The sequence below is a fragment of the Bacteroidota bacterium genome (genome assembly GCA_023957335.1).
GTDB lineage: Bacteria > Bacteroidota > Bacteroidia > NS11-12g > UBA955 > JALOAG01.
In genome coordinates this window covers 196,004-211,697 of sequence record JAMLHC010000005.1, presented here as the reverse complement: position 1 = coordinate 211,697, position 15,694 = coordinate 196,004, and the positions used below count along the sequence as shown (strand labels likewise).

Below are 15,694 nucleotides of genomic sequence, written 5' to 3'. Positions count from 1 at the left end.
CAACCAAACCTTATTCTTTAATCTTTTTTCTTTTATTGAGTATTCTGGAAATATCCATCATAATAGGTGTCGCCACAAAAATGGATGAATAAGTACCGAACGCAATACCAATGATAATAACAAAAGAGAATCCTTTCAATGCTTCACCGCCAAATAAGAATAGAATAATTACTACAATGATAGTTGTGAAAGCGGTCATGATAGTTCTACTTAAGGTACTGTTGATGGCTTTATTCACTAAGGTAGGCACATCCTCCGAACGCCTTTGGGTTAAATATTCTCTCAGCCTGTCAAATACTACCACTGTATCATTGATTGAATATCCTATGATTGTCAATACCGCAGCAATAAATGTTTGGTCAATTTCGGTACTGAACGGAAGAAATGGTCCAAAAAGAGCATAAACAGAGAAGATAGCCAATACGTCATGAATCGTTGCTATAATAGCACCTAAGCTATAACTCCAGGTCTTAAATCGGATAAAAATGTACAAAGCCATTCCAATGAGAGAAATAATAATAATTATTGTTGAAGTAGATCTAATCGAACTTGCGACTGTTGCACCTACTTTGGTACTGGATAGAATGTTCTTATCTGTTAATCCAAACTCAGACAAAGCATTTACAAGATCAGCTTGTACTTTCTTGCTCACTTCAGGGTCTGTAGATTCAATCATATATGAAGTAACGATTTTATATCTGTTATCAGAGCCTATAGTTTTTACTTCATTGCTACTGCCAGGCAATTTTTGATCCAAAGCATCTTTAATCTTGACTGAAGGTATAGACTTATCCAACTGCACACGATACGACCATCCTCCTTTAAAGTCAATTCCTGAAGACAAATTACCCATAGCCATTGCTACTATACCTGATGCAATGAGCACCCATGAGAAGATATAAGAATACTTACGTGTTTTGACAAAGTCAAAATTGGAATTTTGTCCTATTGTACTATAACTGAAGGCTATTTTATAGTCACTATGTTTTTCGAGCCTTCTATCAACAATGACTCTTGTTACAAGTATGGATGTAAACAACGAAGAGAGAATACCGATAATCAGGATAATAGCAAATCCATAAACGGGACCGGCACCTGAAAACAGCATGATAATACCCACCAAAAGTGTTGTAATATTACCGTCTAAAATGGATGGCATTGCTGCTTTATAACCGTCATGAATAGCAATCTTCAAAGTTTTGCCCATCCTCAATTCCTCTTTTATCCTTTCAAATATCAGTACGTTAGCATCCACCGCCATACCAATTGTCAAAATCAAACCTGCAATACCGGGCAATGTTAATGCTGCACCATAAGAGGCGAGAATACCTACAATAAAGAACATATTAAGCATCACCACAACAGTAGCAGTCCAACCTCCTCTTGCATAATAAAGTAACATTACAAGTACAACTGATAAGAAACCTATAATTAAGGAAACAGTACCCTGCGTGATAGATTCTTGACCTAAAGTAGGTCCTACAACGTCTTCTGCAACAATTCTTGCAGGTGCGGGAAGTTTACCTGCTTTTAATATGTTGGATATAAATTGTGCTTCTTTCAAATCAAAGCTACCGGTAATTACTGACATTCCATTTGGAATCTCAGAGTTTACCGTTGGTGCTGTATATACTTTACCATCTAACACAACAGCGATAAAATCTTGATTTACACTTGCTGCTTTCGTAATCAACCTCCACTCTCTGGCTCCTACATCGTTCATCTTCATGGAAATTTCAATTTGTCCTGTTTGACTTGTTGAAGGACGAGCATCCACAATGATATCACCACCCAATGCAGCTTTACCTTGTTTATTAGGCTTTAAGAGATAGAAGGCATAGATATCACTATTTTTGCCCATTGGCTCTGCACCCCATGCAAATTGAACATTACGGGGTAAAACTTTTCTAACCGCAGGATCGTTCAACAATTCCTCGATTTTTGCCATATTTTCTTTTTTCGCATAACCCACATAAGGACTTGGGTATAGTTGTCCATCAGAAGAAACGGCAGGATATAGGTATGTATAAAGGGGGTTTTCTTGTTTAAATTTAGCTTCTTCACTCAAAGAATCTTGTGAAGCTACTTTGCTTGTATCTTTATCTTGATTATTCTTGCTGAACAATGCTCCTTCTGAACTTTCATCTACTTTATTTTGTGTAGAGTCAGTTTGTGTAGAATCAGTTTCAATTTTAGAAGTATCTGTATCTGCTGTCACTCCATATTTAGCTTTCAAAATATTGTTAGCAGTATCTATCATTTTGAAACCGGCAAATTCATTTTTCTGATTGTTACCATAAACTTCCCAGAACTCAAGTTTAGCAGATTCTTGCAACATTCTTCGAATTTGCTCGGGATTATCAACACCGGGTAATTCTACAGAAATACGACCGCCTTCTACTCTTTGAATGTTAGGTTGAGTAACATTACTTTGATTAATCCTAGTTTCAATTACATCGAGGGATCGGTCCGAAGCTTGTTTTGATTCTTTTTTCAAGAAATTGATAACATCTCTATCAGTTGAGTTATATTTGATGTCTTCGCTGTTTTCTCTTGAAGCAAATAATGAAGCCAAGTTTCTGTTAGGGGCAATCTCTTTGAAACTTTGAGCAAAATAGTCCACAAAATCACCTTCCTTCTGTACTGACATTTCTTTTGCCTTAAGCAAAGCGGCAAGTAAGTCTTTATCATCTCCATTGGCACCGGCAAGACCTTTGATTACATCTTCGGAAGAAACCTCCAAAATAATGTTCATACCGCCACGAAGGTCAAGACCTAAGTTTAATTCTTTTTCTTTACATTCTGCGTAGGTATATGAAGCTATTCCTATATTGTAAACGGTGACATGACTCATGGAGTCTAATTTGTGTCTATACAAATCATTATCTAACTTTCCATTAACAATTGAACTTTCTTTCTGGTTTTTTTCGACATTACGAGTAACGAATGTAAACGATAACTGATAGATACAAACCAACGCCAAAATTGCGGTGAACCATACTATTGCGCCTTTATTTTTCATCTTTTAGATATACTATTTTTAACTTTTAAAACGGTGGGCGAAAATAATCATAAATTTCAACCCATGAAATATTTTCAGATGGTTTTAGCAAGTTTCTTAAACAAGCTAAAAAAACAATAACACATCAAGTGTTGAATTAGATTAATAATTATTGAGCATCATTGGCATGATAAGCATGAGGATATCTTCATGCGCCTCATTCTCCTTAGGTATAATTAATCCTGCTCTGCTGGGAGATGACAATTTAATCTGTACTTCTGAATTTTCAAGGTTGGCAAGTAATTCTGTCAAAAATTTAGAATTAAAACCTATTTCCATATCTACACCATCATATTCACAAGCCAAAGCCTCATGTGCTTCACTTTCTTTTTCAGTATCTTCTGCCATAGCACTCAATTGACTACCTACTACTTTTAACCTAATTTGATGTGTTTGTTGATTTGCAAAAATAGCAGTTCTGCGAACTGCATTAAGGACTTCTTGGCGTGAAATAGTCAGTATATTGTTATTGTCTTGAGGGACAACCATTTTGTAATCAGGGAATTTTTCATCCATTATACGGGTTGTCAATACCAAACTGCCACAAGTAAATCTCACGTTTGAATCACTGATATTCACTGTTACAGCACTATTGTCATTGGGCAAACTTGATTTTAGTAAGTTTAAAGATTTTTTAGGAAGAATGAAATTTCCATTAAAACCCGGAGCTACTTCATTATTAGTGTATTTAACAAGCCTATTGGCGTCAGTGGCGACAAGGTTTAAACTATCATTGCTGATTTCAAAATATACTCCGGTGAGCGCAAGTCTCAATTCATCGGTTCCGGTTGCAAACAAGGTTTTGTTGATACCTCTGATAAGAATATTGGCGGGGATTGAAAAACTGTTGCTTATTTCCATCTCCGGAACTTCGGGAAATTCTTCAGCTGATTCTCCGGGTAATTTATAACGACCTGATGTGGTACTAAGCTCAATGCTATTATTATCGGTATTCACTGTAAAATTAAGCGGTTGTTCACTGAATTCACGTAATATATCAATAGTAGATTTGGCCGGTACACACACTTTTACATCCTCAGAAGATTGCACATCCAAGGTTTCTTGCATATAAGTTTCTAAATCCGTAGTGGTTACAGCCAGTTTTCCTCCGGCAAGATTAAAATAAAAGTTTTCGATCGCAGGAATGACGGGCTTAGACAGAATTGCTCCGTTTACGGATTGCAATTTTTGTAACAAGACACTTGAAGGTACTATGAATTTCATAATGAGTAGGATTTATTGCTGATTTTACTAGTCTGCAAACCTATTATTTTTATTAGCATATTATATATGCAACCAAACAACACTTATTCACATTTTCTGCCATATAAATAGGGTCAAAACAAGGTATCAGTATTGTTGTTTTTGACTATACCCAAATGCTTGTATGCGTTAATAGTAGCCTCGCGACCTCTGGGAGTTCTTACCAAAAATCCTTGCATAATTAAAAAAGGTTCGTAAACCTCTTCTATCGTGCCGGCATCCTCTCCTACCGCAGTTGCTATTGTAGTCAGTCCAACCGGACCTCCCTTGAATTTTTGGATAATAGTGCTTAAGATTTTATTGTCCATTTCATCTAATCCAAAGTCATCAACATTCAGCGCTTTGAGTGCTAACTCTGCTATTTTTAGGGTAATTTTTCCATCTCCTTTTATTTCTGCAAAATCTCTTGTCCTTCGAAGCAAAGAATTAGCCACTCGCGGAGTGCCACGACTTCTTTTGGCGATTTCTACTGCAGCATCTTTTTCAATAGAAACCTTGAGCAAATGCGCGGAACGGGTGATAATTTTCGTCAATAGTTCTGAATCATAATATTCTAATCGAGAAGTGATTCCAAAACGGGCACGTAAGGGGGACGTAAGCAGTCCTGAACGAGTTGTAGCTCCAATGAGTGTAAAGGGTTCGATGGAAATTTGCACAGAACGCGCACTTGGACCGCTGTCCAACATAATATCAATTCTATAATCTTCCATTGCCGAATAGAGATACTCTTCAACAACGGGGCTTAGTCTATGAATTTCATCTATAAATAACACATCGCCTTTTTCAAGGTTAGTAAGCAACCCCGCCAAATCACCCGGTTTCTCAAGCACAGGACCTGAGGTCATTTTGAGATTAGTGCCTAATTCTTTACAAATAATATGAGCTAATGTGGTTTTTCCTAATCCGGGTGGTCCGTGAAGTAATACATGGTCTAACGCTTCTCCACGTTTTTTTGCAGCTCCCACAAATACTTCAAGATTGGAAATAGTGGCTGCCTGCCCTGTAAAATCAGCAAAACTTAAAGGACGCAGTGCTTTTTCTACTTCTTTTTCAGTAGCACTCATCAACTCATTGTCAGTTCTCAAAAATGGGTTCGACATCGAGGGTCAAAATTATGAATTAAACCATTCTACCTATACTGACTTATTCACTATTTTCCTTTGGTGTTTTTTTAAATTACTTTTGCAACCGTCAATGGAACTTTATTTTCACTCTCTTGTAAGCCTTGCCGAAGCACGATTTGCGGCTTCTACACATCCTAAGTTTATGGGATTTTCGTTTTCCACACACTCGCCTCATCATATTAGCCCTATTGATTATATCAAAATTCGCGCATGGTTGTCCGGTGCCGAAAAGGTGGCTCAGTTTTTATATGAACCCATCAGTTCTATCCAAAAATCTTTAGATAGTTTGCAAATTGAATGGATTGAAATACCTGCCGATCATCCCGATATTGAAGCTTTGAGCCGTTTATATAAACTAATTACGGTAAAAGGCGATAGTCCTATGGCACAATATACTCGCTCTAAACTATTAACTGACACAACAGCGATTCAACACAATGTGTTTTATGAAATAGAAAATTCCACTAAAAGTTCAGATTTTATCAAGCTAATGCAGCCTTATGGAATTGCTTTGTCGGGAGGCAGAAAAGAAACAGAACCGGGCATGACTGACTTGTCTGAGTGGATGGACTTAATGGAGGAACTTGACATCCACTAAATTGCATGAAAAAAAACCCTTTTATTGCGCTTCATACTTCTGTTTTCCTCTTCGGATTTACACCTATATTGGGCAAACTAATCTCCCTCAATGCTTATAGCCTTGTATGGTGGCGAATATTACTCAGCTCATTGATATTTCTGCTTTTTCCGCATTTTTTCAAACAACTCAAAGCACTGAGCAAAAAACAACTCAAAATATACATTGGGATTGGCTTCTTGGTTGCATTACACTGGATTACTTTTTATGCTTCAATCAAAGTTGCAAACAGTGTTTCGCTTACTCTTGCCTGCTTTGGGTTGACGGCTACTTTTACATCTTATATCGAGCCTTTGATTACCAAAAAGAAATTCAGAATGTTGGATAATCTCATCGGCATTTTGGCTTTTGGAGGAATAAGCATTATTTTCAAGACATCGGAACAAAATTCTATTCCACCGGCACAATTTAATCTAGCTTTTATTTTGGGGGTACTTTCTAGCGTAATTGCGGCTATATTCACCAGTCTAAATGCACGATATGCTAAAGATTCAAAGCCAGTTCCAATGACTTTCGTAGAACTTACAAGCGGATTTGTATTTCTATCCGTTTTCTTCCTATTTTTTCCTGCTTCATTTGAACCTATAAATTCTGCCAACGACCTGATTCTGATGCTTTTATTTGCTTTTTTTTGTACCAATATTGCTTTTGCGCTTAACTTGCAGGCACTTCGCAGTATCAGTGCTTTTACTGCGAATATTGCTATCAATCTGGAACCAATATACGGTATTCTTTGGGCAGTCATTTTGTTCAACGAAAACCAAATGCTGAATGCTGAGTTTTATTGGGGTGTAGCTATTATTTTAATTACGGTTATCATTCATCCCTTAGTAAAAGACAAGAAATTGATTGTTGAGAGTAATCACTAAGTATCCATTGTGATTGAACAATGACTTGGTTGAATCTTATTTCTGAAACATATACCCAACTCCCCGAACAGAAATAAAATGATGTGGATGACGCGGGTCTTCTTCAAAATATTTGCGAAAAGCAAGAATAAAATTATCAATTGTACGGGTGGAGGGATATACATTATAGCCCCAAACGGTTTCAAGAATTCTTGTCCTGCTAACTACCTCCCCTTCATTGTCCACTAATAGTTTTAATAATTGTGCCTCTTTTTGAGTGAGTTTAATGGCACCGTTAACCCCACCGGCTTCAAAGCTGTTAAAGTTGATAAAACATCCTTCATTGCAGAAGCGGAAAACAGCAGGTGCTTTTCCATCTTCTACTGATTTACGACTTCGTCTGCTCAAGAGTTTCATAACTCTCAGCAGTAATTCTTCCAGATTAAAAGGCTTAGGTAAATAATCATCTCCTCCCATTCGTAAGCCGGCAATTCTGTCTTCTGCACTACCTTTGGCAGACAAAAACAATACAGGAACATTTCTGTCACGCAATCGAATGGCTTCGCACAAACTCAATCCGTCTTTGCCGGGAAGCATCACATCAAGAATTAACAAATCAAATTTCTGATTTCCAAAAATCCGAAGTGCTTCTGTACCATCACCACTTGAGGTAACATGATAACCTTCCATTTCAAGGTTTAATACTATCATATCACGGATATCTTCTTCGTCTTCTACTAATAGAATTCTATCTTTCATTGTCTAAAATTTGATTCTGAATATTGTTCCCTTGGGCGAATTAGTTAGAACTTTGATATTGGCTTTATGAATTTTCAGAAGATTTTTTACCAAAAACAATCCTAAACCTGTCCCCTTGGTTGTTCTTACATTCTCATCTCCAATTCTGTAAAACTGTCTGAAAATCTTGCGTCTCTCCCGCGTAGGTATGCCCGGACCTTGATCTGCAAAACTGACTGTCCGTTCATAGGAATCAATACTAATTACTAATTCAAGTGGTGAACCGGCATATTTGACCGCATTTTCAATTATATTTTTGAAACAAGTTTTGAGTGAAAGATAATCCCCCCAAATTGTAAGCTCCTTATCCGTATTAAGGGTAATTGAGCCTTTAAAATTAGGCTGTGAACTAAATTCTTGTGTGAGTTCCCGAATGAGTTTATCCAATTCAACCCAATCAAAATAAGTTTTTAATTCTTTGTGTTCCACCTTGATTGCAAGCAATAACTCGTCAATCAAGTTAGCAAGTCTATCTGTACTTTGTTCTGATTTATTTATAACCTCTTTCCGTTTTGATTCTTCCAAATTGTGCTTAACCAAGGTTTGCATCATCAGTTTGAGTGCAGCAACAGGGGTTTTTAGCTCATGGGTTACCGCCAACATAAAGTTTTTTTGCAATTTGTTCAGGTTAATAATCTTGTCAACGCTGGCAAAAATCCAGATGAAACCGGCTATCATCAACAACATAAAGAAAACAGATTCTGAAATATATGCTCTACGTCTGATTTGATACTCACGGAACGTTTTGTTGCGTAATTGTCGAGATGCCTCAACCTGAATCTTAACTCCGGTGAGATAAGGCAAATAGCTAATCTCATATTCGTTGTGATAACTTGTTTTTACATATTTATTGAGTAAAGTTGTATCAAGGGTCTCCAATGATTTTCCAAAATAAATTCTTTCTCCGTCATTGCTGTAAAACATTGCTGTGTTATGCAAAATTTCATTTTCAATCCATCTTGCTTTCAAAATCATGTTGTCATTTGCAAATTCATAATCAGATTTACTCAGACTTAACAGAGAATAAGTCCACCAACTAAAAGCACCTGCCAAATAGATGATTACTAATACGAGTATAACTTTTACTTTCACACCCTCAAATTTGAGTTTTCAAAATTGCACCAAATACATCAAATAATGGAATCCGCACTACCCGAATATTCAAAAAGACAACTCGCATTGCGTAATGGACAAGACAAACCTGAAATCTGGATTGCATATAAAGGTTTAATTTATGATGTAAGCAGTAGTAGATTATGGCGCAACGGCAAACATTATGAGCATTGGGCAGGACAAGATTTGACAGCGGAACTAAAAGACGCGCCTCATTCGGTTTGGGTGTTTGACAAGTTTAAAATTATTGGCAAATTGGTATAGAATAGAAGACTTTATACCGATTAAAGTTTCTTTCTTTTTGCAGCATTTTTATTTAGACTGAATCTTAATAATGAATATATTTGCGCACTCAAAAAAAGAAGAAATGAACATAATAGGGCTGAGAAATGGTGTATTTGCTTTTATCATTGTATTGTTGCTGATGCCAATCGGACACGCATTAATGGTGTTAAACGAGCAGATTCTTGTGGGACATAAATATTTAGGGGCATTCTTGATGGGCATATTAGGTGTAGTCATATTTATTATAGGAATATTTAAAGACTCCAAACCCACATTTGCAACGTTAATGGGCTTGGTGGGAGGTATTTTGGTATGGACAGGGTGGATAGAATTTTCTTTTGTCTGGATTGCTGAAAAAAACAATGTTGCCCCTCTAATGGAAGCAGGTGAAATTGCTACCAAACCTGAGTATTTAGTTATGTTATCTTCAATCGGCTTGCTTTTAACTGTATGCCTGTTTTATTTGTTCTCCCGAAACAATTGTACATTCTTTATTTGGTTTCAGAAATATTTCAGATTCAGAGACAAAATCGTATTGTCTCAAAGTGGATTCAAGAAACCTCTTGCAGTTTCTACATTTAGCGAATCTATCATGATTTTGTGGTTTTTCTATATTCTTTTACTCGTTGTGTATGACGAACAAATTGCTGGTGACAGACATCCGGCTACTTTTATTGTAGGTTTTGGCTCGCTTCTTTGGTCTATATATCTAATTGCAAAACTTATCAAGATTCAAAGTTTTGACTATGCCATACGCTATGCTATTCCTACAGTGATTATTTTTTGGAATTTTATTGAAGTGATTGGCAGATGGGATTTATTTAAGGAAATTTGGGTTCATCCGCTTGAATATTGGTGGCAAGTTTCATTATTCTTTATTGCATTTGCAGCACTCTTTGTTTTCTTTATTATCAGTCCCAAATTCCAAAGAAAACAAAAGCATGCTCATGTCAATGTGAGCAAATAGAACTCAATTTTACAAAATAAACTCAGCAGTATTCTCAACCACTTCGTTGAGCATCTCAATATCATTACAAGTATCCAGATCAAAGGGATGTGTTGCACCAAACGTATGTCCGGCTCCATCCATACGGATGAGGATAGAATGTGGGATTGCATCATAATATTGCTCAGATTCACTCAAATCAACTGTTTCATCTTTATCTCCATGAATGAGTAATATAGGTATGGATATTTTGAGTATGTTTTTGGGGATATCCAAGCGGTCTTTGTTTTTCATAAAATCGTCATAGAACTGTTTGTACAAAGGATATACATCACCGGTTCGTTTATTTTCCACCCAAACTTTACCTTCTTTTTCTAATTGTTCAATGGTTGCAGGTCTGAACAATCTGCCGAGATTAAAAGGCGAAGCCCACAATATCAATTTCTTGATTCTGTTGTCTTCAACCGCTCTCAAGACTGCCGTTGCGCCTCCCCTGCTGTGTCCCACAACAGAAATATTACCTGTTTCCAAACGCGATTTCTGTTCGCAGTTCTGTAAATAGTCTAATACAAGTCCCAAATCTTTAATTTCTTTGGAATAATTATTTTGTCCAAAAGTTTCAAAGTCGGTGATATCTGTGGGATTGTCCGGATTTACACCACCATGCGAAAAATTGAATTTACAAAAAGCAATTCCATATTGCATAAATTGTTCGGCAAGCCAATTAAAATGTCCCCAATCTTTAAATCCTTTGAAACCATGCACAAAAACCAGCAAAGGAAACCTTTGATTTCCTTTGGGAATAAACAAATCCAGCAGTATGATTTTGCCTTCTGCACCTTTTACCCTAACATTTCTTAGTATCTCTTTTTCTTGTATCATTGTTTTTATAATTCTTTTTCAAACTCAATTCCTACTGCATCAACAAACTTCGCAGCAAATGCAGGATTAATTTTCTTTATTCTGATTTGAGCTCTGCTACCAGCGTAGTGTTGAGATAATTCTTTATAAATTTTGTCCGCCCATTCTTCAATCCAAGTAAATCCTTTATGCGCATTGGCAATCACCATATCACAAAGAACCTCATAATCAGGAATTTTCTCCGGTTGCTTGTCAAAAATCAATTTGATATCTACTTTAAAAATATTCTCCACCAAGGATTCTTCAGTATAGACACCTGCTTTTTTGACCACTTCAATTCCTTCTGCAAAAACCGTGTACATGTCTTGTAGATTAAAGGGTTTCCTCTTCCCAAATTTGCGCTATTCTAACTACTACTTCAGCTGATTTTGCCATATCTTGCACACTAATCCATTCTTTCTTGGAGTGAATTCCCTGCATTCCCGTAAACACATTAGGACAAGGCAAGCCCATATAACTCAATCGGCTTCCGTCAGTTCCTCCACGAATACTCTCGGTAATCACCTTCAAGCCGGCTCGTTCGATGGCTTTGGCTGCATACTGTGCCACTTGGGGATATTTATCCAGCACTCGTTTCATATTTCTGTATTGTTCTTTTATCACAAATTCCATAGTAGCTCCGGCATGCCTTGCAAGCACCTGAGTTGCAATTTCTTTTAATCTTTCACCATGAGCTTTGAGTTTATCATCATCAAAATCCCTAACAATAAACTCCAGTTTGGCTTCCTCTGCAATGCCTTCAAAGTGTGTAGGATGTACAAATCCTTGCATTTTGTCTGTGGTTTCGGGCGACCATTCATTTTTGGGCAAAGCGGCTAAAATCTCTCCCGCAATCTTCAATGCATTGACTAACTTGTTTTTGGCATACCCCGGGTGAGAAATCACCCCATGAATTGTAATAATAGCTTGGTCTGCACTAAAGGTCTCTACTTCTAACGAACCTGCTTCACCACCATCAAGAGTATAGCCAAAATCAGCTCCGAGCCTTGCCATATCTATCTTGGCAGTTCCCTTACCTATTTCTTCATCAGGAGTAAATAGAATGCGAATTTCGCCATGTTTAATTTCGGGATGTTGGTTTAAATATTGAACAGCTTGCATGATAGCCGCCACACCACTCTTATCATCACCTCCTAGCAAGGTATGTCCGGAAGCAGTTATGATATCATCTCCTATTTTTTGAGCCAAATAAGGATAATCTTTAGTCGTTAACACCTGTGTTACATCATCGGGTAAGATGATATCCGCGCCATTAAAATTTTTGTGCAATATAGGCTTCACATGTGTTCCGCTGCAATCAGGCGCTGTGTCCACGTGGCTGCAAAAACAAATAACGGGTATATTACTTTTCTCTGAATTGCTTTTAAGAGTGCCATATACATATCCGAATTCATCCATCTGAGCGTCTGCAACGCCCATTTGCTTTAACTCTTGTTCCAGTAACCGACTCAAATCTTTCTGCTTTTCAGTCGAAGGGTGCAAACCGCTCTTGGGGTCACTTTGTGTGTCTATCTTAACATATCTAAAAAACCTCTCGGTCAGTTCGGTTTTATTTATATCCATTTCTCTTTTTTTGGGCAAAAGTATTAGTTTTTGAGCGTTTGGATGGAGAAAATTGTCTGGAAATATTCCTATCTAATCAAGTGTATGACTCCATTCGTTTTGCTTGTTCGCCCTATCTCATGTTCGGATATAATGATATAAAGATACATTCCGGCAGGCAATTCTTCACCTTGATTATATACCCTCCCATTCCAACAACTTTGTCCATCCAATTTTCCTTCGTAAATCAAATCTCCCCAACGGTTGTAAATGAAAATCTTACTTTTGTCACATTCTTCGGTAATGCCCAAAATAGTATAGCAATCATTAACCCCGTCATCATTGGGGGTAAAAACGTTGGGGATTTGCAGGTTACTAATAGGGAAGTCAGCAAAAACCAATGTGGTGTCTACGGAATCTATACAGCCGTTATCGGGATTTTCGAGTGTCAAGACGGCTTTAAACTTTCCTCCTCGCTGATATTGATGTGACGGATTTTCTTCTTGTGATTGTGTACTATCTCCAAAATCCCAAGAGAGAAGCGTATATTTTCCTTTTGTTTTGTTGGTAAAATTTGCTTCAAGTGTACAAAATGAAAGGTCATATTCAAATTCAGGATGTGGCCCGGTCAACACTTCAATGCTTGCAAAAGCCGTATCTGTATGATTGCAACTGTTTGAGTCAAGAATTTGCAATTTAACATTGTAAGTACCTGTCTTGTCAAACACATGTGAGGGGTTAGTAGAAGTATCGGTTTTGCCATCACCAAAATCCCATTGGTAGTTAGTACCTCCATTAGATTTATTAGTAAAATCCACCTTCAAAGGACTACACCCATTCATGGGATTTGCTTCAAAATCTGCATCAATATGATAAGTTACTTGAAAGTCTATTTTAAAGGCGGCATTGCTGCATCTTTTACTAAAATTTTGAGTAAAAACCGCATCCGAAGTAACCGGAAAATCACTCAGATATGACTGCGACCAGTTATTAGGGCAACTGGAACAAACCGATTGATAAACAACACCATTCTTGTCAAATCTGCTTGTACCTCCATCCACATGGTCGCTTGTGATTGAACCTCCAAAATAAGTAGCATGAACAAGTTGTTTGAGTTGAGGGTTGAGTACAATCAAATAAAAATCGTTTTTATCCGTAGTGGGTTGAATTGCATTGGGCGTAATGGGCAAACCTTCAGTAGAACCGGGGTTCAATCCGGGGTCAACATTAGAGCCCCAACCCGAGAAATAGACATTATTACATTTGTCAACCAAAAAAGCCGAAGGCGACAAATCTGGTTTGCTTGCATTTGTCCTCTTCCCAAATGTGGTTATTATATCAATGTTATCAAGCTTTTGGTTAATCCTCCCGATAAACTGCCCCGTATTATCTTGCCCATAGGTATTTGCACTACGTGTGATATTTCCCTTTGTCTGACCTGTGAAAAAGAGTTTTTTATCAGTGTCAAAATCCAGAAAAAAGACTTGGTCATAGTCATCCGTACCAAAAAATGTAAAGTCTTTCAGCTGCCCTGCATCCTTTTCAAAACTTGCAATAAAACCATCGGCAATGCCTCCTTGATAAGATTTATTGGCTCCATTGGCATACATACTTAAACCCGGACTAGATGTACCACCCGAAACAAACACAATTGAGTCTATGACTTTGATAGAATAAGCTGCGTCCTGTCCCGATGAGCCTAAGTAAGTGCCCCAAGCGATAGTGCGAAACAAGGAATCTGCTTTCATCACTATTCCGTCAATCGCCCCACCAAATAGAGGCTGTGTTACTCCGCTTGTAACCGGAAAATCACCTGAACTTGTGCAAGTAGCCAAATAAACCATATTGTTAGAATCCACATAAACATCTCCTCTAAAATCATCTGCATAATTAAATCGAAGAGAGCCATTATTAATACCATCATCAGAAACTCCACCAATATAAGTACCCCCTAAAAGTGTCGAGCCGTCTTCGGAAAATTTAACTAAAACAATGTCATAAGCACCATTATAAGAAGTGTCAAACCCAAAACTATCAACCGGAAAATTGTCCGAATTTGTGGTACCAAACACAATCAAATTATCATTATTGTCAACCACCAAGCTGTGCGGGTGTTCATTACCATCGCCTCCCAAATAGCTCGCAAATAAAAGTGACTTCCCATCGGAAGCGTATTTGCTGATACTGATATCACAAGCAAGGTTAATCGGAGGCTGCCCACCGGTGCTCCCGCCATAATGCGTCTGAAATGCTCCAATAGTCCATGGATACTCTCCGTCATTGCCATCCACAATTCCTCCCGCATACAAATTACCGTATTTATCATAGGTGGCAGTAAATCCAAAATTGTCACCCAAAGAACCGCTATAGGTGGAAAAAACAAGAACAGGGTCAATGATTAACTCTACATTCTTGTTATATTCAGCTAATGAATAGGAAATGGAGTTATGATGAATTAAATACCTACAATCAACGAACTTTTTTTTGCCATTAATTACTTGCCACACCAAAGGCTTACTCTCTTTGATATCTCCCAATGAGGTTTGAATCACTAACTCTCCGTTTTCATTCACGTAAAGGGCATTTGCACCTTCGATTTTAAAAGCAACTTGAGTTAAATCTGCATGAGGACGCAAAATCAGTTCGTGCTTGGGATTAAAATTCGGTGCATACACTTTCCAGTCAATGCCCTGGTATAAAGATTTCATCAGCACATTTTTAACCACAGGCACCTTCCCTTTCCACCGCTTGGTATCATTACCTAAAAAATAGTTGTAATAAAATGGATAGGTTTCATACTCAAATGATTCTGTTCCTCGAGTGTTCAACCACCTAAACCTTATTGCATGGTGATTGATCGTAAATTCCGTATCTGAATTATAATGGGTTGAGTGAATTTGTTCTCGAATGGTTTCAAGCCCCTTCTGTTGATTGATTTTAAGTGTATAGCCGTCTTTTTCCAGAAAAAACCAAGACCCAAATAACTCAGCTCGAAAAAGAAAAGGCTGTGCCCACTGTCCTTCATTTTTAACTAAAAACCATGATTGTTCTTCGCTTTGTGAAAATGCAATACCCGTAAAACTGCATAACAGAATCAATACAAAAAAATTCCTCAGTTTGAGAAAACAATTATCCATCGCCAACACTTCAAAAATA

The 15,694-nt window shown here is 37.4% G+C and carries 13 protein-coding genes; 4 read left to right on the top strand and 9 right to left on the bottom strand.

Annotated features, from left to right (window positions below):
• Nucleotides 1-10: 10 nt before the first annotated feature.
• The 3 genes from secDF to ruvB form a co-directional block, all read right to left on the bottom strand.
• Nucleotides 11-3,022: a protein translocase subunit SecDF gene (gene secDF / locus M9892_10695; GenBank protein ID MCO5254819.1), complete on the bottom strand. Its 3,012-nt coding sequence runs from the start codon at nucleotides 3,020-3,022 to the stop codon at nucleotides 11-13.
• A gap of 141 nt (nucleotides 3,023-3,163) precedes the next feature.
• Nucleotides 3,164-4,285, bottom strand: coding sequence for a DNA polymerase III subunit beta (gene dnaN / locus M9892_10690; GenBank protein ID MCO5254818.1), 1,122 nt, complete (start codon nucleotides 4,283-4,285; stop codon nucleotides 3,164-3,166).
• Nucleotides 4,286-4,398: 113 nt separating this feature from the next.
• Nucleotides 4,399-5,424: a Holliday junction branch migration DNA helicase RuvB gene (gene ruvB / locus M9892_10685; GenBank protein MCO5254817.1), complete on the bottom strand. Its 1,026-nt coding sequence runs from the start codon at nucleotides 5,422-5,424 to the stop codon at nucleotides 4,399-4,401.
• 94 nt (nucleotides 5,425-5,518) lie between these two features.
• On the opposite strand from ruvB, the gene M9892_10680 reads away from it, so the two are divergent.
• Together M9892_10680 and M9892_10675 are read left to right on the top strand one after the other, a co-directional pair.
• On the top strand, nucleotides 5,519-6,046 hold the full coding sequence (locus tag M9892_10680; protein MCO5254816.1) for a hypothetical protein: 528 nt from the start codon (nucleotides 5,519-5,521) through the stop codon (nucleotides 6,044-6,046).
• A gap of 5 nt (nucleotides 6,047-6,051) precedes the next feature.
• Complete coding sequence (locus tag M9892_10675; protein ID MCO5254815.1) at nucleotides 6,052-6,954, top strand: DMT family transporter; 903 nt, start codon at nucleotides 6,052-6,054, stop codon at nucleotides 6,952-6,954.
• Between the two features lie 36 nt (nucleotides 6,955-6,990).
• Here M9892_10675 and M9892_10670 read toward each other — a convergent pair whose 3' ends face one another.
• Nucleotides 6,991-7,692, bottom strand: a complete 702-nt coding sequence (locus M9892_10670; GenBank protein MCO5254814.1) for a response regulator transcription factor — start codon at nucleotides 7,690-7,692, stop codon at nucleotides 6,991-6,993.
• A gap of 3 nt (nucleotides 7,693-7,695) precedes the next feature.
• A complete protein-coding gene (locus M9892_10665) occupies nucleotides 7,696-8,823 on the bottom strand; it encodes a HAMP domain-containing histidine kinase (GenBank protein MCO5254813.1) in 1,128 nt (375 codons plus the stop codon).
• Between the two features lie 45 nt (nucleotides 8,824-8,868).
• Here M9892_10665 and M9892_10660 point away from each other — a divergent pair, with 45 nt between their 5' ends.
• Nucleotides 8,869-9,108: a cytochrome b5 gene (locus M9892_10660; protein ID MCO5254812.1), complete on the top strand. Its 240-nt coding sequence runs from the start codon at nucleotides 8,869-8,871 to the stop codon at nucleotides 9,106-9,108.
• A gap of 103 nt (nucleotides 9,109-9,211) precedes the next feature.
• Nucleotides 9,212-10,096: a hypothetical protein gene (locus tag M9892_10655; protein ID MCO5254811.1), complete on the top strand. Its 885-nt coding sequence runs from the start codon at nucleotides 9,212-9,214 to the stop codon at nucleotides 10,094-10,096.
• Between the two features lie 9 nt (nucleotides 10,097-10,105).
• Here M9892_10655 and M9892_10650 read toward each other — a convergent pair whose 3' ends face one another.
• The 4 genes from M9892_10650 to M9892_10635 all read right to left on the bottom strand — a co-directional run bounded on the left by M9892_10650 (nucleotide 10,106) and on the right by M9892_10635 (nucleotide 15,675).
• On the bottom strand, nucleotides 10,106-10,957 hold the full coding sequence (locus tag M9892_10650; protein MCO5254810.1) for an alpha/beta fold hydrolase: 852 nt from the start codon (nucleotides 10,955-10,957) through the stop codon (nucleotides 10,106-10,108).
• Between the two features lie 5 nt (nucleotides 10,958-10,962).
• A complete protein-coding gene (locus M9892_10645) occupies nucleotides 10,963-11,298 on the bottom strand; it encodes a dihydroneopterin aldolase (protein MCO5254809.1) in 336 nt (111 codons plus the stop codon).
• A gap of 10 nt (nucleotides 11,299-11,308) precedes the next feature.
• Nucleotides 11,309-12,559 carry a peptidase T gene (gene pepT / locus M9892_10640; GenBank protein MCO5254808.1) on the bottom strand — a complete coding sequence of 417 codons (1,251 nt, stop codon included), beginning with the start codon at nucleotides 12,557-12,559 and terminating at the stop codon, nucleotides 11,309-11,311.
• 68 nt (nucleotides 12,560-12,627) lie between these two features.
• Entirely contained in the window at nucleotides 12,628-15,675 is a 3,048-nt protein-coding gene (locus M9892_10635; GenBank protein MCO5254807.1) for a PKD domain-containing protein, read from the bottom strand.
• Nucleotides 15,676-15,694 lie beyond the last annotated feature (19 nt).